This window comes from Pseudomonas sp. LBUM1673 (genome assembly GCF_059695645.1).
This window is the reverse complement of record NZ_CP166780.1, coordinates 886,255-909,522: the sequence shown is the minus strand read 5'-3', so window position 1 is coordinate 909,522 and position 23,268 is coordinate 886,255. Positions and strand designations below refer to the sequence as shown.

Here is a 23,268-nt window from a genome sequence, read left to right as displayed (position 1 = left end):
CCATCATTCTTATTCGGCTGATTCTACGGCGGCGATCATCCGCACCACATCGACAGTTTCGGCCACATCATGGACGCGCAATATACGCGCCCCCTTGAGCGAAGCCAGCGCCGCAAGTGCCAGACCGCCATGCAGACGCTCTCCCACCGGTCGATTCAAGGCCTGCCCGATCATGCTCTTTCGCGAAACCCCCACCAACAGGGGCCGCCCCAAGGCATGCAGGGCCTCCATATGCTTAAACAAGCTTAGATTGTGCTGCAAGGTTTTCGCGAAGCCGAAGCCCGGATCAAGGATAATCCGCTCAGCAGGGATACCTACCGACGCACACTGAGCCATGCGCTCGGCAAGAAACTCGCCGACCTCTTTCGTAACGTCCTGGTACTGCGGATTGTCCTGCATGTCGCCCGGCTCGCCGAGCATATGCATCAGACACACCGGCAAACCGGTAGCCGCCGCCGCATCCAGAGCCCCGTCCCGGCGCAACGAACGCACATCATTGATCAAACCCGCCCCCAGCCTTGCGGTTTCACGCATGACCGCTGGCGTGGAGGTATCGACCGAGATGATCACATCGAGTTCACGATTGATGCGCTCAACGATAGGCGCCACACGCTCCATCTCTTCAAGTGGTGAAACCACCCTGGCACCAGGCCGGGTCGATTCACCACCGACGTCGATCAGGGTCGCGCCAGCCGCCACCATCGCCTCGGCGTGGCGCAGGGCCGCATCCAGCTGACTGTATCGGCCGCCATCGGAAAAGGAATCGGGAGTGACATTGAGAATACCCATGACATGCGTCTGGGCCAAATCAAGAACCCGGTTGCCGCAAGGCAACCGGGTCGAGGACTGAACAGGAGTCATTTCAAACCTTATACGTCAGCAGCCGGGCCACCGATTGGTGTTTCCGGACGCCCATCCTGCACCGCCGGAGGCGTGCCGGAAGCATCATTACCGCCAGACCAGTCGCGAGGCTCGCGAGGTGTACGACCCGCCATGATGTCATCGATCTGATCAGCATCGATCGTCTCGTACTTCATCAAGGCATCCGCCATGGCGTCAAGCTTGTCCCGGTTATCAGTAAGGATTTGCTTGGCCGTGCCGTAGCACTGATCAATGATGCTGCGCACTTCGGAGTCAATCAGCTTGGCTGTCTCACCGGAGAAACTGGCATGCTGACCGCCGCCGCCACGACCAAGGAACATTTCGCCCTCTTCTTCGGCATACATCAACGGACCGAGTTTTTCCGACAATCCCCACTTGGTCACCATGTTCCGTGCAATCTGGCTGGCACGCATGATGTCGTTGGATGCACCGGTGGTGACACCGTCGAAACCCAAGGTCATCTCTTCAGCGATACGACCGCCGTACAGCGAGCAGATCTGGCTGATCAACGCCCGCTTGGACAGACTGTAGCGATCTTCTTCCGGCAGGAACATGGTCACACCGAGCGCACGACCGCGCGGGATGATCGACACTTTGTAGACCGGATCATGCTCAGGCACGACGCGACCGACGATAGCGTGGCCGGCTTCGTGATAAGCAGTGTTCCGCTTCTCTTTCTCGGACATGACCATGGATTTGCGCTCGGCACCCATCATGATCTTGTCTTTAGCCAGTTCGAACTCTTTCATCTCGACGATGCGCTTGCCGGCACGGGCTGCGAACAACGACGCCTCGTTCACCAGGTTGGCCAGGTCGGCACCGGAGAAACCAGGAGTACCACGCGCGATCACGGCCGGAGCGACGTCGTCACCCATTGGCACTTTGCGCATGTGGACTTTGAGAATCTGCTCACGACCACGGATATCCGGCAGACCGACCACGACCTGACGGTCGAAACGGCCCGGACGCAGCAATGCAGGGTCCAGCACGTCGGGACGGTTGGTCGCTGCGATGACGATGATGCCGTCATTCATTTCGAAGCCGTCCATCTCTACCAGCAACTGGTTGAGTGTCTGTTCGCGCTCGTCGTGACCGCCGCCCATGCCGGCACCACGGTGGCGACCGACGGCGTCGATTTCATCGATGAAGATGATGCATGGCGCGTGTTTCTTCGCCTGCTCAAACATGTCACGAACACGACTGGCACCGACACCGACGAACATTTCGACGAAATCGGAACCGGAAATGGTGAAGAACGGCACTTTGGCTTCGCCGGCAATCGCCTTGGCGATCAAGGTTTTACCAGTACCAGGAGGACCGACCATCAGCACGCCACGAGGAATGCGACCGCCCAAACGCTGGAACTTGCCCGGATCACGCAGGAATTCGACCAGCTCACCGACTTCCTCCTTGGCTTCGTCGCAACCGGCAACGTCACCCAAGGTGGTTTTCACCTGATCTTCGGAGAGCAGGCGCGCCTTGCTCTTGCCGAAGCTCATCGGCCCGCCCTTGCCACCTGCACCGCCCTGCATCTGCCGCATGAAGAACATGAACACGGCGATGATCACCAGGATCGGGAAGCTTGCGACCAGGAGCTGAGTCCAGATGCTTTGCTGTTCAGGCTGCTTGCCTTCGACCACGACATGGTTGTCGACGAGGTCGCCGATCAGACCGTTGTCCTGGATTGCCGGACGAATGGTCTTGAAGCTGTCGCCATCGTTGCGTTTGCCGGTAATCACGTAGCCGTCAACCGCTACGCGCTCGACCTTGCCATCCTTGACCTGCTGGATGAAGTCGGAATAGTTGAGGGTCTGCGGCTCGTTAGGGCTGGAGAAGTTGTTCATCACCGTCACCAGGACAGCCGCGATGATCAACCACAGGATCAGATTCTTTGCCATATCGTTCAATTAACTACCCTCTGAAGCAAGCTCCGCTAATGGCGCGTGCTTCGCATGATATTCACCGGCCTAACTTACTACATTACCTACGGCTCTGGCAGGCGCCGTCTGTAACCCTTTGTGAAACACTTTCTACACAATATTCGCTAATGCTCACGGGACGAAATACGAAAAACCTATCGCCCCGGTCGAAAAACCTTTTATTCCTCACTGCGACCACGGAAACCACGGCCCAGCAGGTACTGCTCACGGGAGCGATCGCGCGACGATTTCGGCTTGCGCGTCGTGACCTTCTCGAACTGCTTGCGCACGCTCTTGTGGTATTCGTCGAAGCCTTCACCCTGGAAGACCTTGATCAAAAAATCACCACCTGGCTTCAACACCCGAGTCGCAAGATCCAGTGCCAACTCGCACAGGAACATCGATCGCGGCATATCAACAGACGCCAATCCACTCATATTGGGGGCCATATCAGAAATCACAAGGTCCACCTCGTTTTTTCCGACCGCTTCAAGGATCTGCGCCAGTACGGCGTCCTCGGTGAAATCGCCCTGAATGAAGGTCACATCCGGGATGCTGTCCATTTCCAGGATGTCGGAAGCGATCAGTGTGCCTTGCCCACCAATCAGACGACTGGTCACCTGGGACCAGCCACCCGGGGCGGCGCCCAGGTCGATCACGCTCATGCCCGGACGGATCAAACGGTCTCTTTCCTGGATCTCCAGCAGCTTGTAGCTGGCACGGGAGCGATACCCGTCTTTTTGCGCCATTTTCACGAATGGGTCGTTGAAATGCTCTTGCAGCCATTTAAGACTTGTCTTGGAACGGGCCACGGGCCACCTCGAAAATAAAACGGGTCGTGATTAACTGGGCGGTCCCGGACTCGCTCGGGTAAACTGGCCGCCGCTTTTTACAAGATCAGACGCAGGGGTCAGATTATGCCGCTCACTCAAGAGCAGAAGAAACAGTACAAATCCATTGGCCACCATCTGAAACCAGTTTTGACTGTGGCTGACAACGGTTTGACTGAAGGTGTGTTAGCCGAACTTGAACGCGCACTGGCGGATCACGAGCTGATCAAAATCAAGCTCAACATCCTCGATCGCGAATCGCGCCTGGCAGCCATTGCAGAACTCTGCAAGGCCGGCAAAGCCGATCTGGTTCAGGTCATCGGCAAGATGGCACTGATTTACCGCAAGAACTTCAGCGTCAACAAGCAGCTGTCGAACGTCCATCGCTTCAAGTGATGGCAAGGGTCAAGGGTGTGCTTCGCGCACCCTGCCACTCCACCCAGGCACCGGCTGCAACACCAGCACCAGCCCGGAAAAACCCAGAACAAGATAGCTGAAGACCTGCCAACGCACTGCATCCGGCCAACCGAAGCGCACCGCGAAAAACATCGCACACGCATACAGCGCCATCAGCAGCAGTTGCCCACGAATATCACGCCATAGACTGGCAAGGCCCTCGGCCTGTACCAGCACCAAAACCTGAAAAATTACACACGCGGCGGCGAAACCTACCAGCAGCGCATTAAGCGTGCCTGCAATTTCGTCGATCAGCAGCGGCGCCAGACCTATTCGCCCCAGCACCGGCAGCAGACCTATATGCAGCAACCAAAGGCCGCCAACCCATAACATCTGGGTCAACTGCCAAAGCATGGCGCCCGCGCGTAGCGGGCGCCTGCGCTCAGATGTGGCGAACTTCGACAATCTCGTACTCGATAACGCCACCCGGCGTTTTGACCGCCACCACATCACCCTCTTCCTTGGCAATCAAGGCACGGGCCAATGGCGAACCGACGGAGATCTTGCCGAGTTTGAAGTCAGCCTCATCCTCACCAACGATGTGGTAAGTGACGCTTTCATCAGTCTCAACGTTGGCGATTTCAACGGTGGTGCCGAAAATCACTTTGCCGGTGTGAGGAATGGTCATGACATCGATGATGACCTGATTCTGAATCCGGCCTTCAATGTCACGAATTCGCGCCTCGACCATCCCCTGCTGCTCGCGAGCAGCGTGGTATTCGGCGTTTTCTTTCAAGTCACCCAACTCGCGGGCCGTACCGATGTCCTGGCTGAGCTTCGGACGGACGACCTTGGTCAGGTGAGCGTGCTCTTCTTCCAGGGCTTTCGCGCCCTGGACGGTCATTGGGTATTTGATCATGCCTTCAATCCTGCGTGTAGATCCTGCAAGCGGCGCACGGTCTTCTCGGGACCGAACTTCAGCGCTTCGCAGATAGCTTCGCCAGCAGCAATGGTCGTGGTGCAGTAGATCTTGTGCTGCAAGGCATTACGACGAATGGAGTAGGAATCGGCGATCGACTGGCGACCTTCGGTGGTGTTGATGATCAGGGTGACTTCGTCATTCTTGATCATGTCGACCACGTGCGGACGACCCTCGGTCACCTTGTTCACACGACGCACTTTCAGGCCTGCGGCTTCGATCAGCTTGGCAGTACCGGCAGTGGCGACCACTTCGAAGCCCAAGTTGATCAGATCACGGGCCACGCCTGCAACCAGTGGCTTGTCATCGTCACGCACGCTGATGAACGCCGTACCGCCAGTCGGCAGCACTTCGCTGGCACCCATCTGGGCTTTGGCAAAGGCTTCGCCGAAGGTGTCGCCCACGCCCATCACTTCACCGGTGGACTTCATCTCAGGGCCCAGGATCGGGTCCACGCCAGGGAATTTGGCAAATGGGAACACTGCCTCTTTCACGCTGTAGAAGTTCGGAATGATCTCTTTGGTGAAGCCTATTTCCTTCAGGGTTTTGCCGGCCATCACGCGAGCCGCGATCATTGCCAGGGACACACCGATGCACTTGGAAACGAACGGTACGGTACGGGAAGCGCGCGGGTTGACTTCGATGACGTAGATGTCTTCGCCTTGCAGCGCCAACTGAACGTTCATCAGGCCGATCACGCCCAGTTCCAGGGCCATTTTCTTGACCTGTTCGCGCATCTCGTCCTGGATATGCGCAGGCAGCGAGTACGGCGGCAGGGAGCATGCGGAGTCACCGGAGTGAACGCCGGCCTGCTCGATGTGTTGCATGATCGCGCCGATCACCACGTCGGTGCCGTCGCAGACCGCATCCACGTCCATTTCGATGGCGCAGTTGAGGAAGTGGTCCAGCAGCACCGGGCTGTCGTTGGACACTTGAACCGCTTCACGCAGGTAGCGCTTGAGTTCTTCTTCTTCGTAAACGATTTCCATCGCACGGCCGCCCAGTACGTAGGACGGGCGAACTACCAGCGGGTAACCGATCTTGGCGGCAGCACGAATCGCTTCGTCTTCGCTGCGCACGGTGGCGTTAGGCGGCTGACGCAGGTTCAGACGCTCAACCATCTGCTGGAAGCGCTCACGGTCTTCGGCACGGTCGATGGCGTCAGGACTGGTGCCGATGATCGGTACGCCAGCCTCTTCCAGAGCACGCGCCAGCTTCAACGGAGTTTGGCCGCCGTACTGGACGATTACGCCTTTAGGCTTCTCGACGCGGACGATTTCCAGTACGTCTTCCAGGGTCACTGGTTCGAAGTACAGGCGATCGGAAGTGTCGTAGTCGGTGGAAACGGTTTCCGGGTTGCAGTTGACCATGATGGTCTCGTAACCGTCATCGCGCAGAGCCAGTGCCGCGTGTACGCAGCAGTAGTCGAACTCGATACCCTGGCCGATACGGTTAGGACCGCCACCGAGGATCATGATCTTGTCGCGGCCCGAGGGCGCTGCTTCGCACTCTTCCTCGTACGTCGAGTAGAGGTAGGCGGTGTCGGTGGCGAACTCGGCCGCGCAGGTGTCGACGCGCTTGTAGACCGGGAATACTTCGAGTTTGTGACGGTGGCGACGCAGGCTCTTCTCGGTCACGCCCAGCAGCTTGGCCAGACGCATGTCGGAGAAGCCCTTGCGCTTGAGACGGAACATCATGTCGCGGTCGATGCTGGCCAGACCCAGGGTCTTGACCTTCTCTTCGTCCTTGATCAGATCTTCGATCTGTACCAGGAACCACGGGTCGATCATGTTCATACCGAAGATGTCTTCGACCGACAGACCGGCGCGGAACGCATCAGCCACGTACCAGATACGCTCGGCACCCGGCACGGTCAGTTCGCGCTTGAGAATGCTCATGCTTTCCGGGTTGCTCAGGTCGAGCTTCTCGTCCAGGCCGCAAACGCCCACTTCCAGACCGCGCAGGGCTTTCTGCAGGGATTCCTGGAAGGTCCGGCCGATGGCCATGACTTCACCGACCGACTTCATTTGAGTGGTCAGGCGCGCGTCGGCTTTCGGGAATTTCTCGAAGGCGAAGCGTGGCAGCTTGGTGACGACGTAGTCGATGGACGGCTCGAAGGACGCTGGGGTCTTACCGCCAGTGATATCGTTCGACAGCTCGTCAAGGGTGTAACCGACGGCCAGTTTCGCCGCAACCTTGGCGATCGGGAAACCGGTGGCTTTCGATGCCAGGGCCGAGGAACGGGATACCCGCGGGTTCATCTCGATGACCACCATGCGGCCAGTATTCGGGCAAATACCGAACTGGACGTTGGAGCCGCCGGTTTCCACGCCGATCTCACGCAACACCGCCAGGGAAGCGTTACGCAGGATCTGGTATTCCTTGTCAGTCAGGGTCTGCGCTGGCGCAACAGTGATCGAGTCACCGGTGTGCACGCCCATCGGGTCAAAGTTTTCGATGGAGCAGACGATGATGCAGTTGTCCTTTTTATCGCGGACAACCTCCATCTCGTATTCTTTCCAGCCGATCAGAGATTCGTCGATCAGCAGCTCTTTGGTCGGCGACAGGTCCAGACCGCGGGCGCAGATTTCTTCGAACTCTTCACGGTTGTAAGCAATACCGCCACCCGTGCCACCCATGGTGAAGGACGGACGGATGATGCATGGGAAGCCGAGCTTCTCGAGGACCGCGTTGGCCTCTTCCATGCTGTGGGCGATACCCGAACGCGGGCAGTCCAGACCGATGGACTTCATCGCCTTGTCAAAGCGCGAACGGTCTTCGGCCTTGTCGATGGTGTCTGCGTTGGCGCCGATCATTTCTACGCCGAACTTCTCCAGAACGCCTTCGCGCTCCAGGTCCAGGGCGCAGTTCAGAGCGGTCTGGCCGCCCATGGTCGGCAGCAGCGCGTCTGGACGCTCTTTTTCGATGATCTTGGCAACGGTCTGCCACTTGATCGGTTCGATGTAGGTGGCGTCGGCCATGGCCGGGTCGGTCATGATGGTCGCCGGGTTGGAGTTCACCAGGATGACGCGGTAACCCTCTTCGCGCAGGGCTTTACAGGCCTGGGCGCCGGAGTAGTCGAATTCGCAGGCCTGGCCGATCACGATCGGGCCAGCGCCGAGAATCAGGATGCTTTTAATGTCTGTACGTTTTGGCATGGGTTGTCACTCAAATCCGCAGGTCAGTCGGCAAGCCGTCTTGTTCAATCTCTGAAGCCTTGAGGGGGCCACCGGTTTCGGGACCGCCCTCAGGCTTCGCTACATCAAGGCGAGCGATTAGCGTCGCTTGGCCATTTCGTTGATGAAGCGATCAAACAGTGGCGCTACGTCGTTCGGGCCAGGGCTGGCTTCAGGGTGACCCTGGAAGCTGAAGGCGCTCTTGTCGGTACGCTCGATGCCTTGCAGGGTGCCGTCGAACAGCGATTTGTGGATCGCCCGAACGTTACCCGGCAGGGTCGCTTCGTCCACCGCAAAACCGTGGTTCTGGCTGGTGATCATCACCACACCGCTGTCCAGATCCTGGACCGGGTGGTTGGCACCGTGGTGGCCGTGACCCATTTTCAGGGTCTTGGCGCCAGAGGCCAGAGCCAGCAGTTGGTGGCCGAGGCAGATGCCGAACACCGGAATCTCGGTTTCCAGCACGTCCTTGATTGCCTGGATCGCGTAGTCGCATGGCTCTGGGTCGCCAGGGCCGTTGGACAGGAACACGCCGTCCGGCTTCAGTGCCAGCGCTTCTGCGGCCGGAGTCTGTGCAGGCACCACGGTCACGCGGCAACCGCGCTCGACCAGCATGCGCAGGATGTTCAGCTTGACGCCGTAGTCGTAGGCCACCACGTGGTATGGCAGCTCGGAGGCTTCGAGGGTCGCATGGCTGTCGGTTTTCAGATCCCAGACAGTCGAGCGCCACTCGTATTTCTCTTTGGTGCTGACGACTTTTGCCAGGTCCATGCCTTTGAGGCCAGGGAAACCCTGAGCGGCGGCAATGGCGGCTTCTTCGGAAATGTTGTCACCGGCCATGATGCAGCCGTTCTGTGCGCCTTTCTCACGCAGGATGCGTGTCAGGCGACGGGTGTCGATACCGGCGATTGCCACCACATTGTTGGCTTTCAGGTAATCGGACAGTGACATCGTGTTGCGCCAGTTGCTCGCAACCAGCGGCAGGTCACGGATGACCAGGCCAGCGGACCAGACGCGGTCGGACTCGGCGTCTTCCGGCGTGGTGCCGGTATTGCCGATGTGCGGGTACGTCAGGGTAACGATCTGTTGGGCGTAGGAAGGATCGGTAAGGATTTCCTGATAGCCGGTCATTGCGGTGTTGAACACCACCTCACCAACGGTTTGACCGTCGGCTCCAATGGCTTCGCCGCGAAAAATGCTGCCATCAGCAAGGGCGAGTATGGCTGGCTTAGTCAAGAAGACCTCCCGTAAATAAAGCCTGAAAGGGCGATCGCAGGTTGTAAAAAAGCGGAGTGACGTATGGACACGTCACCCCGCTTCTTCATCGAATTATTCTGCGCGCTTTTAGTGGACACACTAAAGCTGTAGCTTACAGAAAAAGGCACTTTTGGTCTACCGCCAATGAGCCTTAAAGGCCGGAGAATGCGACAGGACGTCGCTTAGCGGTTTAAAACCGGGCTCAAACGCTATGTTTGAACCCGGTTTCGGCTGCATCTTAACGCAGATCGAGCACGTCTTGCATGTCGTAAAGGCCTGGTTCACGACCATCCAGCCACAAAGCTGCACGCACCGCGCCCTTGGCGAAGGTCATGCGGCTGGACGCCTTGTGGGTGATTTCCAGTCGCTCACCCTCACAGGCGAACAGCACCGTATGATCACCGACCACATCACCACCGCGAACAGTGGCGAAGCCGATCGTTTCACGCTCGCGCACACCGGTGTGACCTTCACGACCATAGACCGCAACCTTCTGCAGATCACGATCCAGCGCATTGGCGATCACCTCCCCCATACGCAGAGCCGTACCTGAAGGCGCATCGATCTTGTGCCGATGGTGAGCCTCGATGATTTCGATATCAGCGTCATCACCTAGCACACGAGCCGCCATATCGAGCAGCTTCAGCGACAGATTTACACCGACACTGAAATTGGCCGCGAACACAATCGCAATATCTTCGCTCGCCTCGACCAGTAACTGCTTCTGCGCGGCGTCCAACCCCGTCGTGCCGATCACCATGGCCTTGCCTGCCTTGCGGCAGAACGCCAGGTTTTTCAGCATGACCTCAGGGAGCGTGAAGTCGATCAACACATCGAACTCATCGGCCACCGCATCCAGCTTACCGGACAGCGGCACACCGATTCGCCCCAGCGATGCCAGCTCACCGGCATCCACGCCAATCAGCGTGCTGCCGGGGCGCACGATGGCGGCCGTCAGGCCGGTGAGCGGCGCGCGCTGCTGCACCGCCTCGACCAGAATCTTGCCCATGCGCCCGGCAGCGCCCATCACAGCTATACGTCGCATGCCGACTCCTTACAAATCGCCGAAGAAGCGCTTCACGCCTTCGAACCAACCGGTGGTTTTCGGCGAATGACTGTTGTCACCCGCCAGGGAGCTGCGCAACTCCTCCAGCAATTCGCGCTGACGACGACCCAGGTTGACCGGGGTTTCGACCGCCACGCGGCACATCAGGTCACCAGCACCGCCACCACGAACCGGCGCGACACCTTTACCGCGAACACGGAACTGCTTACCGGTCTGAGTCCCTTCCGGGATCTTCAGCTTGACCCGACCATCGAGGGTCGGAATCTCCAGCTCGCCACCCAGCGCTGCGTCGACGAAGCTGATTGGCACCTCGCAGAACAGGTGCTTGCCGTCACGCTGGAAGATCGCGTGCTCGCGCACATTGATCACCACGTACAGGTCGCCGGTCGGGCCACCCTGCGCACCCGCCTCGCCTTCGCCGGACAGACGAATGCGGTCACCGGTATCGACACCGGCCGGCACTTTCACTGAAAGGGTCTTGTACTCTTCGACCCGACCTTCGCCGCGGCAGGAGTCGCACGGATCGGAAATGATCTTGCCCTGGCCATGGCAGCGCGGGCAGGTCTGCTGCACCGAGAAGAAGCCCTGCTGCATGCGCACCTGACCGATACCACCACAAGTAGGGCAAGTGATCGGCGAGGAGCCTTTCTTGGCACCTGAGCCGTCGCACGGCTTGCAGTTGACCAGTGTTGGAACACGGATATTCACGGTCGTACCGCGCACCGCCTCTTCCAGGCTCAACTCCAGGGTGTAACGCAGGTCACTGCCGCGCTGAGCGCCGCCACGGGCGCCGCCGCGACCGCCGCCGAAGAAGTCACTGAAGACATCGCCAAAGATGTCGGAGAAGTTCTGACCGCCAAACCCGGCACCGCCCCCGCCCATGCTCGGGTCGACACCGGCATGACCGTATTGGTCATAGGCCGCGCGTTTGCTGGAATCGGACAGCACTTCGTAGGCCTCGTTGGCCTCCTTGAACATCTCTTCCGACGCTTTGTCATCGGGATTACGGTCCGGGTGGTGCTTCATCGCCAGGCGACGGTAGGCCTTTTTCAGGTCCACCTCGCTTGAACCACGCTCAACACCCAATACTTCGTAATAGTCACGCTTTGCCATAAGTCTTTGCACTCTTAAGGACGTTCGGCAAACCTCTCCTGAGCCTCGCCAAACTCGTTGAGCCCCAATACAGGCCCGGACCCAACTCACGTCAATTCAACGATCCTGGTCTTTGATTCGATGCGGTACTTTCGACTCGAAAAGCAGGAGCATTTCCGGCCATACCGCCAACATCCGAGCGTTGTCGCATGCTGTAAAAATTCGCTAACTCCAGACACGCCAACGCGGGAGCAAGCTCCCGCGCGGCGACATCCTACCAGTCACCGCCCGAAGGCAGTCAACCGGGCGACCAACAACTTACTTGTGGTCTTTGACTTCTTCGAACTCGGCATCGACGACGTCGTCAGCTTTTTCAGCTTTTTCGTCGTGCGGTGCCGCGCCTTCAGCAGGCTGAGCCTGATCGGCGTACATCTTCTGAGCCACTGGAGCGGAGACCTTGGACAGCTCTTCAACCTTGGCTTCGATAGCCGCCTTGTCGTCGCCTTTGATGGCGGTTTCCAGGGCAACTACTGCCGCTTCGATTGCAGTCTTCTCTTCAGCACTCACTTTGTCGCCAGCATCAGCGACCATTTTGCGCGTCGAGTGAACCAGAGCATCGCCTTGGTTACGGGCGCTGGCCAGCTCTTCGAATTTGCGGTCTTCTTCAGCGTTCACTTCAGCATCGCGAACCATCTGCTGAATTTCTTCCTCGGACAGACCGGAGTTGGCCTTGATCACGATCGACTGAGTCTTGCCGGTGGCCTTGTCTTTGGCGCCGACGTGCAGAATGCCGTTGGCGTCGATGTCGAAGGTCACTTCGATTTGTGGCACGCCACGTGGCGCTGGTGGAATTTCGGCCAGGTCGAACTTGCCCAGGGACTTGTTCTGTGCGGCTTGCTTACGCTCACCTTGCAGTACGTGAATGGTCACTGCGCCCTGATTGTCGTCGGCAGTCGAGAACACTTGCGATTTCTTGGTAGGAATCGTGGTGTTTTTCTCGATCAGCGCAGTCATCACGCCACCCATGGTTTCGATACCCAGAGTCAGCGGGCTGACGTCCAGCAGCAGAACGTCTTTCACGTCACCGGCCAATACCGCGCCCTGGATAGCAGCACCCATGGCAACAGCTTCGTCAGGGTTGACGTCTTTACGTGCTTCTTTACCGAAGAAATCAGTGACCAGCTTCTGAACCAGTGGCATGCGGGTCTGACCGCCAACCAGGATCACATCGTTGATCGAACCAACGTCAATACCGGCGTCTTTCATGGCGATGCGGCAAGGTTCGATAGTGCGCTGAACCAGGTCTTCAACCAGCGCTTCGAGCTTGGCGCGGGAGATTTTCACGTTCAGGTGCTTAGGACCGGTAGCGTCTGCAGTGATATACGGCAGGTTCACGTCAGTCGACTGGCTCGAGGACAGTTCGATCTTGGCTTTCTCAGCGGCTTCTTTCAGGCGCTGCATGGCCAGCGGATCACCCTTGAGGTTCATGCCGCTTTCTTTCTTGAATTCGTCAACGAGGTAGTCGATCAGACGAATGTCAAAGTCTTCACCGCCCAGGAAAGTGTCACCATTGGTGGCCAACACTTCGAACTGGTGCTCGCCATCGACTTCAGCGATTTCGATCACGGAAACGTCGAAAGTACCGCCACCCAGGTCGTAAACGATCACGGTGTGATCGCCTTTCGCCTTGTCCATACCGTAGGCCAGAGCGGCTGCGGTCGGTTCGTTGATGATACGTTTAACGTCCAGGCCCGCGATGCGGCCGGCGTCTTTGGTGGCTTGACGCTGGCTGTCGTTGAAGTAGGCCGGAACGGTGATCACCGCTTCGGTCACTGGCTCGCCGAGATAGTCTTCGGCGGTCTTCTTCATTTTCTTCAGAATTTCAGCCGAAATTTGTGGCGGTGCCATTTTCTGGCCGTTCACTTCAACCCAGGCGTCGTTGTTGTCAGCCTTGACGATCTTGTAAGGGACCATCTGGATGTCTTTCTGTACGACTTCTTCGTCGAAACGGCGACCGATCAGACGCTTCACCGCGTACAGGGTGTTATGCGGATTGGTCACTGCCTGACGCTTGGCCGACTGGCCAACGAGGATTTCGCCATCGTTGGCATAAGCGATGATCGACGGCGTGGTACGCGCGCCTTCAGCGTTTTCAATAACTTTGGCTTTGCCGTTTTCCAGCACGGAGACGCAGGAGTTGGTAGTCCCCAGGTCGATACCGATAATTTTGCCCATGTTCACTCTCCCGAAACTTTGGATTTGGATGCCGCAGCAGTGGTCGCTGACTGCGGTAGCACTTAAACGCTTGACTTCTAAATGGGGGCCTTACGGCTAATTTCAAGCCTGCTCGTCAATCGAAGGCGAAACCGGCGCAGGTGCCTTGCTGACCACGACCATGGCCGGGCGCAGCAGGCGACCGTGGAGCTGGTAGCCCTTCTGAAACACCTTGAGCACACTGTTTGGCTCGACGTCGGCGCTTTCCTGCATGGCCATTGCCTGATGATGCGAGGCATTGAAGGGTTCGCCTTCAGGATCGATCGCTTCCAGGTGATAGCGTTTCAGGGTGTCCTGGAACATTTTCAGGGTCAGCTCGATCCCTTCGCGCATCGGACGAATGTTTTCGTCCTCAGGGTTGGACAGCTCCAGGCCGCGCTCCAGACTGTCAATGATCGGCAGCAGGTCGCCAGCGAACTTTTCCAGGGCAAATTTGTGAGCCTTTTCAACGTCCTGCTCGGCGCGACGGCGGACGTTCTGCAGATCGGCGGCAACACGCAAAGCCTGATCCTGCGCACCAGCCAATTGCTCTTCGAGCACTTGTACACGAGCCGCCAGGTCTTCACCCGAAGCCTCGGGGCCCTGGTTGGCGTCTAGATTTTGCGTATCCACTGTCTGTTCGTCAGCCATAGATTTCTCCTTCCAATATCGTCCGCGAGCTCAACTCGCGCTTCTGCCCCGGTATATGGGGCCGCAAAATTCAGCTTCAAGGGCTATCTGATGATTAACCCTACAAAAAACAGCTGCATTGTCATTCCTTGACGCGCTAAGGATTTATTTCAATCAAGCAAATCGACCTAAGAGGGGGCATTGTCAGCCAGAAACAAAACACTGTATAAATAACCAGACCTAAAGCCTGGGAGCGGCCTTTATGCTGGTGCACCTGTCTGTACACAACTACGCCATCGTTGAACATCTCGATCTCGAACTCGATCGCGGGATGAGCGTGATCACAGGGGAAACCGGCGCCGGCAAGTCGATCATGCTCGACGCCCTCGGCCTGACCCTGGGCGATCGCGCCGACAGCGGCGTGGTCCGCCCGGGCGCCGACAAGGCCGATATCCTGGCCACCTTCGACCTGATCGACATCCCGGAAGCCAGTGCCTGGCTGGCCGAGCGCGACCTCGAAAACGACGGCCCGTGCATTCTGCGTCGAGTGATCACCGCCGAAGGGCGCTCACGCGGCTACATCAATGGCACCCCCTGCCCCCTCGGTGACCTGAAGGCCCTGGGCGAGTTGTTGATCGATATCCACAGCCAGCACGAACACCAATCCCTGCTCAAAACCGATACCCACCGCCGTCTGCTTGACGAGTACGCCGGTGCCACGGACCTGGCCCGCCAAGTGCAGCTGGCCGCCCAACGCTGGCGTCAGACCCGCCAGGAACTGGAACGTCTCTCCAACTCCGGCGATGAACAGCGCGCTCGTCATCAGTTGCTCAGCTATCAACTCGAAGAGCTGGAAAACCTTGGCCTCGGCGAAAACGAGCTGGAGCAACTCGAGCAGGAACACAAGAACCTGACCAACGCCGAAACCCTACTGGGCATTTGTCGGCAAGTGGTCGAACAATGCAGCGAAAGTGATTCCGGCAACGTACTGAATGCACTCACCGCCAGCCTCAACCGCCTATCGAGCGTGAACAATTCGATCGGCGCCCTGGGCGAAGCCAGCAGCCTGCTGACCAGCGCGCAGATTCAAGTTGAAGAAGCCGTGGGCGAGTTGAACCGATTTCTCGATAATTTCGACGCCGACCCGGCCCGCCTTCAATACCTGGAAGAGCGTCTCGATGCGATCTATACCCTGGCGCGCAAACACCGCATCCAGCCGACCGAAGTCGCGGATATGCAACAGAAGCTACTCGATGAAATCGAAACACTGAATGCCAACGACGAATCCATCGAACGACTGAGCGTTGAGCTGGCCTCCTACGCCCGCCATTACCAGGAGAAGGCTCGGGAGTTGAGCGATCTGCGTCATCAAGCCTCGAGCAGCCTGGCCAGTGCCGTGGAGCAGGAGATTCAGCGCCTGGGCATGCCTGGCGGCCGCTTCACCATCGAACTGCGCCCCAACAGCAGCGACGAACTGCTGCCCAACGGGCTCGAACAGGTAGAACTGCTGGTGAGCGCCAACCCGGGGCAACCTTTGAAAGCCCTGGCAAAAGTGGCATCGGGTGGCGAGCTGTCGCGTATCAGCCTGGCGATCCAGGTGATTACTGCACAGACTTCGCGCGTACCGACACTGGTGTTCGACGAAGTGGACGTGGGTATCGGGGGCCCGACCGCCGAGATTGTCGGCCAGTTGCTGCGACGCCTCGGGGAACGCGGACAGGTTCTGACCGTGACTCACTTGCCGCAAGTGGCGGCGCAGGGGCATCAACATCTATTTGTGCACAAGGTTCGCGGTGAAGACGCCACGCATACGGCCGTCTCCAAGCTGAGCAAGAATGATCGTGTCGAAGAAGTGGCACGGATGCTGGGCGGCATCGACCTCACCAAGGAGTCCTTGGCCCACGCGAAAAAAATGGTCGTTACCGCAAAAATTTAAGAACGGCAGAAAGCACGAAGGCGACCCTGGGGTCGCCTTCGCTCGTTTCGCAAACCTGAGGTTCGCGCGACATGCTTACTTTTTCTTGCGCACGTACAGTACAAGATTGTGATCAACCATCTCGAAGCCATACTTGTCGACGATTGCTTTCTGCAGCCGCTCGATTTCTTCGTCGAAGAATTCGATCACTTCACTGGTCTCGACGTTGACCATATGGTCGTGATGCTTGCCGTCGTCCAGCTCGAAGACCGCATGGCCTCCGTCGAAGTTGTGCCGCACCACAAGGCCAGCTGCCTCAAACTGGGTCAGAACACGGTAAACCGTGGCCAGACCGACGTCCTCACCAGCCTCCATCAGCGCCTTGTAGACGTCCTCGGCACTCATGTGGCGTTGCTCGGCGGAATCGAGCATTTGCAGAATCTTGACCCGTGGAAGGGTCACTTTGAGGCCGGCTTTGCGTAGTTCGCTATTTTCAACCATGGTCAGCTTTCTCGCGATGCTGCTTCGCAGCTTCTCTTAATGCGGGTATGATCGGCGTTTACGTTGTCCCAGCCAAGATAGTGGAAGTCGCCCACCGATGCAAAACACCAAGCTCTTGCTAACCAGTTTCACCTTTGTGGGACTGCTCGCACTCGCCGGTTGTTCATTCCCCGGGGTTTACAAAATCGACATCCAGCAGGGCAATGTCGTCACGCAGGACATGATAGACCAGTTACGCCCGGGAATGACCCGCCGGCAAGTACGGTTTATCATGGGAAACCCTCTGCTGACCGACACGTTCCATGCCGATCGCTGGGATTACCTGTATAGCCTGCAACCGGGTGGCGGTGAACGCCAACAGGAACGCATTAGCGTTATCTTCAACCCAAATGACCAACTTGTCAGCCTCTCTGGTGATTTCATGCCGGGCGTGAGCCGCGACGAGGCTATTCTTGGCAAGGACAGCGGCACTAGCGTGACTGCGCCTGCAGAAAACGCCGAGAAGCCGAAGCCAGAAAAACCGGTCAAGCCAGGTTCGTTGCTGGACCAGATCCAGAAGGACGTGGACAACGTTGAAACCGTTCCAGTCCCGACACCAGAACCGCTGGAAACCTCGCCGCAATAATTTGCGCCGCAATAAAAAACCCGGCATGTCCGGGTTTTTTATTGTCTGCGTTTAACCGAATCACTGATTTTTGGCTTTGGCCTCGGCCGCTTTGGCTGCACGCAACCGGCGAACTTCTTTCGGATCGGCGAGCAACGGCCGGTAAACTTCGATGCGATCCCCTGCCTGAACCGCACGAATGGCCGGCTCAGCGATCACTTTACCAAAGATCCCGACCGGACAACTGGCCAGGTCCAACTCAGGGAATTCGCTGTTCAGGCCGGATATGAGCAACGCATTCCGTACCGTTGCACCCACCGGCACCGTTACAGTCAGCAGCACCTGACGATCAACGGCGGCATACACCACCTCGACCTTGATCACAGCCTCAACCATGCATCTGCTTCGCGCGCTGACAAAACGCGTCCATCAGCGTATTTGCCGCCTGATTAAACAAAGGCCCTAACGTTGCACGTACCAACGGTCCCGAGTAGTCGAACGACAAGTCCAGACTGATCTTGCAAGCCTTCTCGCCCAACGGCTTGAATACCCAGACGCCATGCAGCTGGCTGAACGGACCTTCCTCCAGGTTCATCTCGATCGAACGTCCGGGTACCAGGGTATTGCGCGTCACGAAATGCTGACTAAGGCCACCCTTGGCCACACCGACGCTGGCGCGCATCCGCTCAGGAGAGCTTTCCAGAACTTCGGCCGTCGAGCACCACGGCAGAAATTCCGGATAGCGGGCCACGTCGTTGACCAGGTCATAAAGCGCTTGTGCCGGATACGGCAGCAGGGCCGAACGTTGAATGTGTGTCGTCATGTCAGCGTTACTTCCACAGCTGGGCGGCAAACACTACAAGAATGCCGATGGGCGCCACATAGCGCATCAAGAACAGGGACAGGGCGAACAACACCGGGCGGCGGATCGACAATTCGTCGCGCACCGCTTCACGCCCCATCACCCACCCCGCAAACACCACGAAACACAAACCACCGAGTGGCAACATGATCCGCGAGGTGAAGAAATCGATCACACCAAAGAAGTCCAGACCACCGGCGGCTCCCCATTGATAGAGATGGAACATCCCGCCTTCGTTCACGAAAAACTTGGCCTCCTTCCAGATATTGAAGGAAAACACGGTACCCAGGCCGGCGAACCAGCAGATGAATGCCAGCCAGAAGGTGACCCAGGCGCGACTGATCTTCGTGCGCTCAACCAGGTAAGCCACCATCGGCTCGAGCAGGGAAATCGCCGAACTCCAGGCTGCAATCGCTACCAGCACGAAGAACACTACGCCCATCAACTGGCCGAACGCTACATTGCCAAAGGCAAATGGCAGGCTGACGAACATCAGGCCAGGGCCTTCGCTCGGGTTCAGGCCAGCAGCGAACACAATCGGAAACAATGCCAGGCCGGCCAACAGCGAAACAAAGGTATCGAGCAGCGCCACACCCACGACGGTTCCGGATATCGACGAGTTCTTCGGCATATAGGCGCCGTAGATCATGATTGAGCCGACGCCCACGCTCAGGGAGAAGAACGCATGCCCCATCGCCGGCAACAAGCCATCCAGTACTTTGTCCGAGTGGAAGTCGAACATGAAATGCACGCCCTCCATGAAGTGGCCGGTGGTCATGCTGTAACCCAACAGGACAATCACCATCACGAACAGCAGCGGCATCATGATCCGCAGGCTGCGCTCCAGCCCGGCGACCACGCCTTTGGCGATCACCACGGCGGAGAGGAGCATGAAAATCGTGTGCCAAAGTGTCAGGCGCCATGGATCGGCGATCACATTACCGAAATAGGCGCCGACCTGATCAGGCGTCGCACCCTGGAAGTCGCCACGACCCATGTCGATGATGTAATCCAGCGACCAACCGCCGACCACGCTATAGAAAGAAAGAATCAGCAACGCCGTGATCATCCCGGCAAATGCGCCCCAGGACCACTTCGTCGAATGCCCTGCCTCCAGCGCCAGAACCTTCAAGGCATTGGCCGGACTCTGCCGCGCGCGCCGGCCGATCAGGGTTTCAGCCAGCATGACGGGCACACCGATCAGCGCGATACAGGCCAGGAACACCAGCACGAAGGCTCCGCCACCGTAGACGCCAACCATATAAGGGAATTTCCAGATACTACCCAGCCCCACGGCCGAACCGGTCGCGGCGAGTATGAAGACCCAGCGGCTAGCCCAACTGCCGTGGACAGAAACCTTGTCTGTCGACATCGTTATCACGCCCAAGCGTTCAAAAAAGAGGCCGCATTGTCCGGGATTCAATCAACCTGCTCAAGCACGTAGCGTCACCGTAGCCGACTCGCTTGCAACTCCCTATAATGCCGCCCCTATGGCTAAACAGAAGAAACACCCAACAGGGACCATCGCGCAGAATAAAAAGGCGCGACACGATTACTTCATCGAACATCGGTTCGAGGCTGGTCTGGTCCTGGCCGGCTGGGAAGTAAAAAGTCTGCGGGCAAGCAAGCTACAACTGGTTGACAGTTACGTCCTGCTCAAGGATGGCGAAGCCTGGCTGCTCGGCAGCCACATCACGCCCCTGACGACCGCCAGTACCCACGTTATCGCTGACCCGACCCGCACCCGAAAATTGCTGCTCAACCGGCGTGAGCTGGAGAAACTGGCCGCCGCCGTGCAGCAAAAAGGGTACGCCTGCGTGTGCTTGTCCTGGTACTGGAGCAAGCACATGGTCAAGTGCGAGATTGCCCTGGGCAAGGGTAAGAAGGAATACGACAAGCGTGATACCGAACGCGAGCGCGACGCCGGTCGTGAATTGCAGCGTGCGGTGCGCAACAAGGGCAAGGAAGATTAATCTTTCGGCCTGAGTTTTGTGGCGTCAGCGAAAAGATCGCAGCCTGCGGCAGCTCCTACAGGGAAACGCGAATCCCTGTGTAGGAGCTGCTGCAGGCTGCGATCTTTTGCTTTGGGAATTCACATTCCCTTGCGCCGCTCCGCCCGAGCCACGCGCTGCACTTCCTGACGCACCTCCTCCAGCACTTCCTGCACATACAAAATGTGCCGACTGGAAACTTCTCGCGCCTGCTCTGCCCTTCCTTCGATAATTGCCAGATACAACTCCCGGTGCTGCGAGATCAACATGTCGCGGGTTTCGGCGCGCTGTTTGTACATGCCGCCGATGTTGGTCACCACGTTGCGTTTGAGCAGATCAAACAGCCCGCGAATGGTGTGCAGTAGCACCGCGTTATGACTGGCCTCGGCGATCGCCAAATGAAATTTCGCATCCGCCGCGCCCTCTTCCGCCCGACCCACTTCGTCATGACGCGAATAGCAGTCCTGCAACTCGTCGAACGCCGCCGTCAGCCGCTCGCGATCCACGTCCGTGGCACGCAATGCCGCGTAGTAAGCACAGGACGCTTCCAGCGTATGACGAAACTCCAGCAAATCGCGCTGGGCCTCGGGGTTGCTTTCCAGCAGATGCAACAGTGGATCGCTGAACGTCGAGCCCAGGGACTCCACCACATAGTTACCGCCGCCCTGACGACTGACCAGCAGCCCTTTTGCGGCCAGTTTCTGAATCGCTTCGCGCAACGAAGGGCGTGACACGCCGAACTGCTCGGCCAACGCACGCTCAGCCGGCAGGCGTTCGCCGGCCTTCAGCGTGCCCTCAAGGATCATCCCCTCGAGTCGCTCGACAATATCGTCAGACAAACGGCGCTGCCGAATCTGATCAAACCCCATCACTCAATTCTCCACGATCCCGGCGGCTCGCCGGGCTCTCTATTCTGGCCTATCGGCGCTGCGCCAGCACCTACCAGACGACGCTTGATCGAACAGATCAGATGCTTTGTGCACCGCTCATTCGACAAAAGTTTTAGGACGGCAAATTGACACACCGCATCCAAGGCTTTTACCCTAGCCAACAGCGATTGTAAATTGGTATTACCAATTATCCAAGAACGCTGACCAGTGCCTGACCAACAACAATTAGGGGCCACCCCATATGCAAACCTGGCAACAGCTCTACAGCCCGCTCGGCAGTCTCGGCGTGTCCGCATTCGCGGCCGTCATTCCCATCGTATTTTTCTTCCTGGCCTTGGCCGTGTTCCGCCTCAAAGGCCACGTGGCCGGCAGCATTACCCTGGCGCTGTCGATTGCCGTGGCAATCTTCGCGTTCCAGATGCCGGTCGACATGGCCTTCGCGGCAGCCGGATATGGCTTTGCCTACGGGCTGTGGCCAATTGCGTGGATCATCGTGGCAGCGGTGTTCCTCTACAAACTGACGGTCAAGAGTGGCCAGTTCGAAGTGATCCGCAGCTCGGTGCTGTCGATCACCGACGACCAACGCCTGCAAGTGCTGCTGATCGGCTTCTGCTTCGGCGCCTTCCTGGAAGGTGCCGCCGGTTTCGGCGCACCGGTAGCGATTACCGCCGCGCTGCTGGTAGGGCTGGGTTTCAACCCACTGTACGCCGCTGGCCTGTGCCTGATCGCCAACACCGCGCCGGTGGCCTTTGGCGCATTGGGGATTCCGATCATCGTCGCCGGGCAAGTCACCGGTATCGACGCGTTCAAGATCGGCGCCATGACCGGGCGTCAGTTGCCATTGCTGTCGCTGTTCGTGCCGTTCTGGCTGGTATTCATGATGGACGGTCTGCGCGGCGTTCGGGAAACCTGGCCAGCGGCACTGGTGGCCGGTTTGAGTTTCGCCGTCACCCAGTACCTCACCTCGAACTTCATCGGCCCGGAACTGCCAGACATCACCTCGGCGCTGGCCAGCCTGATTTCCCTGACACTGTTCCTGAAAGTCTGGCAACCAAAACGCGCCGCAGGCGCACACATCGTCGGCGCCGTCTCGGCTTCCGTGGTAGCCAGCACCGGTGGTTTCGGCCAACCGCGCACCACCGTGGCTTCGCCTTACAGTCTGGGGGAAATTTTCAAAGCCTGGTCGCCATTCCTGATCCTCACCGTACTGGTCACCCTCTGGACGCTGAAACCGTTCAAAGCCATGTTCGCTGCGGGCGGCTCGATGTATGGCTGGGTGTTCAACTTCGCGATTCCGCACCTGGATCAAATGGTGATCAAAGTCGCCCCGATCGTAACCGCCCCCACGGCGATTCCGGCGGTGTTCAAGCTCGATCCGATTTCCGCGACCGGCACGGCGATTTTCTTCTCTGCACTCATCTCGATGCTAGTGCTGAAGATCAATTTAAAAATTGGTCTTACCACTCTTAAAGAGACCTTCTACGAACTTCGCTGGCCGATTCTGTCCATCGGCATGGTGCTGGCCTTCGCCTTCGTCACCAACTACTCGGGCATGTCTTCGACCATGGCTCTGGTACTGGCAGGCACCGGCGCGGCGTTCCCGTTCTTCTCGCCATTCCTCGGCTGGCTGGGTGTGTTCTTGACCGGTTCCGATACCTCGTCCAACGCACTGTTCAGTTCGCTGCAAGCAACCACCGCGCACCAGATCGGCGTCAGCGACACCTTGCTGGTGGCGGCGAACACCAGCGGCGGCGTGACCGGCAAGATGATTTCGCCGCAATCGATCGCCGTGGCCTGCGCCGCGACCGGGCTGGTGGGCAAAGAATCGGACCTGTTCCGCTTCACCCTCAAGCACAGCCTATTCTTTGCAACGATCGTCGGCCTGATCACTTTGGCTCAGGCCTACTGGTTCACCGGCATGCTGGTGCACTAAGAACTACACGCAACACGGAAAAAACCGACGCCGGGTTACGTCCCCGGCGTCAGCTATTCACAACCGGGTCTGCAAGGCAGCTGAAAGCTTCC

At 58.2% G+C, this 23,268-nt stretch carries 21 protein-coding genes; 5 read left to right on the top strand and 16 right to left on the bottom strand.

Annotation, left to right across the window (positions count from 1 at the left end):
- Positions 1 to 9: 9 nt before the first annotated feature.
- From folP to rlmE, 3 genes are all read right to left on the bottom strand, one after another.
- Complete coding sequence (folP, locus tag ACA044_RS04005; protein WP_497445251.1) at positions 10 to 861, bottom strand: dihydropteroate synthase; 852 nt, start codon at positions 859 to 861, stop codon at positions 10 to 12.
- 8 nt (positions 862 to 869) lie between these two features.
- Positions 870 to 2,780, bottom strand: coding sequence for an ATP-dependent zinc metalloprotease FtsH (gene ftsH, locus ACA044_RS04000; protein WP_497445250.1), 1,911 nt, complete (start codon positions 2,778 to 2,780; stop codon positions 870 to 872).
- A 200-nt stretch (positions 2,781 to 2,980) separates the two neighbouring features.
- The gene (gene rlmE, locus ACA044_RS03995) at positions 2,981 to 3,613 is read right to left on the bottom strand and encodes a 23S rRNA (uridine(2552)-2'-O)-methyltransferase RlmE (RefSeq protein ID WP_003177853.1); all 633 of its coding nucleotides are present in this window, start codon (positions 3,611 to 3,613) and stop codon (positions 2,981 to 2,983) included.
- Between the two features lie 105 nt (positions 3,614 to 3,718).
- On the opposite strand from rlmE, the gene ACA044_RS03990 reads away from it, so the two are divergent.
- On the top strand, positions 3,719 to 4,027 hold the full coding sequence (locus ACA044_RS03990; protein ID WP_497445249.1) for a YhbY family RNA-binding protein: 309 nt from the start codon (positions 3,719 to 3,721) through the stop codon (positions 4,025 to 4,027).
- Between the two features lie 9 nt (positions 4,028 to 4,036).
- Here ACA044_RS03990 and ACA044_RS03985 read toward each other — a convergent pair whose 3' ends face one another.
- From ACA044_RS03985 to grpE, 8 genes are all read right to left on the bottom strand, one after another.
- Complete coding sequence (locus tag ACA044_RS03985) at positions 4,037 to 4,441, bottom strand: MFS transporter (protein WP_497447160.1); 405 nt, start codon at positions 4,439 to 4,441, stop codon at positions 4,037 to 4,039.
- Positions 4,442 to 4,469: 28 nt separating this feature from the next.
- Positions 4,470 to 4,946: a transcription elongation factor GreA gene (gene greA, locus ACA044_RS03980; RefSeq protein WP_497445248.1), complete on the bottom strand. Its 477-nt coding sequence runs from the start codon at positions 4,944 to 4,946 to the stop codon at positions 4,470 to 4,472.
- Entirely contained in the window at positions 4,943 to 8,164 is a 3,222-nt protein-coding gene (gene carB / locus ACA044_RS03975; protein ID WP_497445247.1) for a carbamoyl-phosphate synthase large subunit, read from the bottom strand. The genes greA and carB overlap by 4 nt, the downstream gene beginning before the upstream one ends.
- 117 nt (positions 8,165 to 8,281) lie before the next feature.
- Positions 8,282 to 9,418 carry a glutamine-hydrolyzing carbamoyl-phosphate synthase small subunit gene (carA, locus tag ACA044_RS03970; RefSeq protein ID WP_008005476.1) on the bottom strand — a complete coding sequence of 379 codons (1,137 nt, stop codon included), beginning with the start codon at positions 9,416 to 9,418 and terminating at the stop codon, positions 8,282 to 8,284.
- A gap of 259 nt (positions 9,419 to 9,677) precedes the next feature.
- Entirely contained in the window at positions 9,678 to 10,484 is an 807-nt protein-coding gene (dapB, locus tag ACA044_RS03965) for a 4-hydroxy-tetrahydrodipicolinate reductase (protein ID WP_048396633.1), read from the bottom strand.
- Positions 10,485 to 10,493: 9 nt separating this feature from the next.
- Complete coding sequence (gene dnaJ / locus ACA044_RS03960; protein ID WP_497445246.1) at positions 10,494 to 11,618, bottom strand: molecular chaperone DnaJ; 1,125 nt, start codon at positions 11,616 to 11,618, stop codon at positions 10,494 to 10,496.
- A gap of 297 nt (positions 11,619 to 11,915) precedes the next feature.
- Positions 11,916 to 13,832, bottom strand: a complete 1,917-nt coding sequence (gene dnaK, locus ACA044_RS03955; protein WP_007900530.1) for a molecular chaperone DnaK — start codon at positions 13,830 to 13,832, stop codon at positions 11,916 to 11,918.
- Positions 13,833 to 13,934: 102 nt separating this feature from the next.
- A complete protein-coding gene (grpE, locus tag ACA044_RS03950; protein ID WP_258697619.1) occupies positions 13,935 to 14,501 on the bottom strand; it encodes a nucleotide exchange factor GrpE in 567 nt (188 codons plus the stop codon).
- A gap of 241 nt (positions 14,502 to 14,742) precedes the next feature.
- Here grpE and recN point away from each other — a divergent pair, with 241 nt between their 5' ends.
- Positions 14,743 to 16,416, top strand: a complete 1,674-nt coding sequence (gene recN, locus ACA044_RS03945) for a DNA repair protein RecN (protein ID WP_497445245.1) — start codon at positions 14,743 to 14,745, stop codon at positions 16,414 to 16,416.
- Positions 16,417 to 16,491: 75 nt separating this feature from the next.
- Here the strand turns inward: recN and fur are convergent, their stop codons facing one another.
- On the bottom strand, positions 16,492 to 16,896 hold the full coding sequence (gene fur / locus ACA044_RS03940) for a ferric iron uptake transcriptional regulator (RefSeq protein WP_003197684.1): 405 nt from the start codon (positions 16,894 to 16,896) through the stop codon (positions 16,492 to 16,494).
- 97 nt (positions 16,897 to 16,993) lie between these two features.
- Here fur and ACA044_RS03935 point away from each other — a divergent pair, with 97 nt between their 5' ends.
- Entirely contained in the window at positions 16,994 to 17,521 is a 528-nt protein-coding gene (locus tag ACA044_RS03935; RefSeq protein WP_497445244.1) for an outer membrane protein assembly factor BamE, read from the top strand.
- Between the two features lie 60 nt (positions 17,522 to 17,581).
- Here ACA044_RS03935 and ACA044_RS03930 read toward each other — a convergent pair whose 3' ends face one another.
- From ACA044_RS03930 to ACA044_RS03920, 3 genes are read right to left on the bottom strand one after another with little or no spacing between them, the layout of a single operon-like run.
- On the bottom strand, positions 17,582 to 17,896 hold the full coding sequence (locus tag ACA044_RS03930; RefSeq protein WP_497445243.1) for an RnfH family protein: 315 nt from the start codon (positions 17,894 to 17,896) through the stop codon (positions 17,582 to 17,584).
- A complete protein-coding gene (locus tag ACA044_RS03925) occupies positions 17,889 to 18,323 on the bottom strand; it encodes a type II toxin-antitoxin system RatA family toxin (RefSeq protein ID WP_497445242.1) in 435 nt (144 codons plus the stop codon). The genes ACA044_RS03930 and ACA044_RS03925 overlap by 8 nt, the downstream gene beginning before the upstream one ends.
- A gap of 7 nt (positions 18,324 to 18,330) precedes the next feature.
- Positions 18,331 to 19,734 carry a sodium-dependent transporter gene (locus tag ACA044_RS03920; RefSeq protein ID WP_497445241.1) on the bottom strand — a complete coding sequence of 468 codons (1,404 nt, stop codon included), beginning with the start codon at positions 19,732 to 19,734 and terminating at the stop codon, positions 18,331 to 18,333.
- A 118-nt stretch (positions 19,735 to 19,852) separates the two neighbouring features.
- On the opposite strand from ACA044_RS03920, the gene smpB reads away from it, so the two are divergent.
- Complete coding sequence (smpB, locus tag ACA044_RS03915; protein WP_018929470.1) at positions 19,853 to 20,335, top strand: SsrA-binding protein SmpB; 483 nt, start codon at positions 19,853 to 19,855, stop codon at positions 20,333 to 20,335.
- A 119-nt stretch (positions 20,336 to 20,454) separates the two neighbouring features.
- On the opposite strand, the gene ACA044_RS03910 is transcribed toward smpB, so the two are convergent.
- A complete protein-coding gene (locus ACA044_RS03910) occupies positions 20,455 to 21,222 on the bottom strand; it encodes a GntR family transcriptional regulator (protein ID WP_497445240.1) in 768 nt (255 codons plus the stop codon).
- 262 nt (positions 21,223 to 21,484) lie between these two features.
- Here ACA044_RS03910 and ACA044_RS03905 point away from each other — a divergent pair, with 262 nt between their 5' ends.
- A complete protein-coding gene (locus tag ACA044_RS03905; protein ID WP_497445239.1) occupies positions 21,485 to 23,176 on the top strand; it encodes a lactate permease LctP family transporter in 1,692 nt (563 codons plus the stop codon).
- Positions 23,177 to 23,268: the final 92 nt, after the last annotated feature.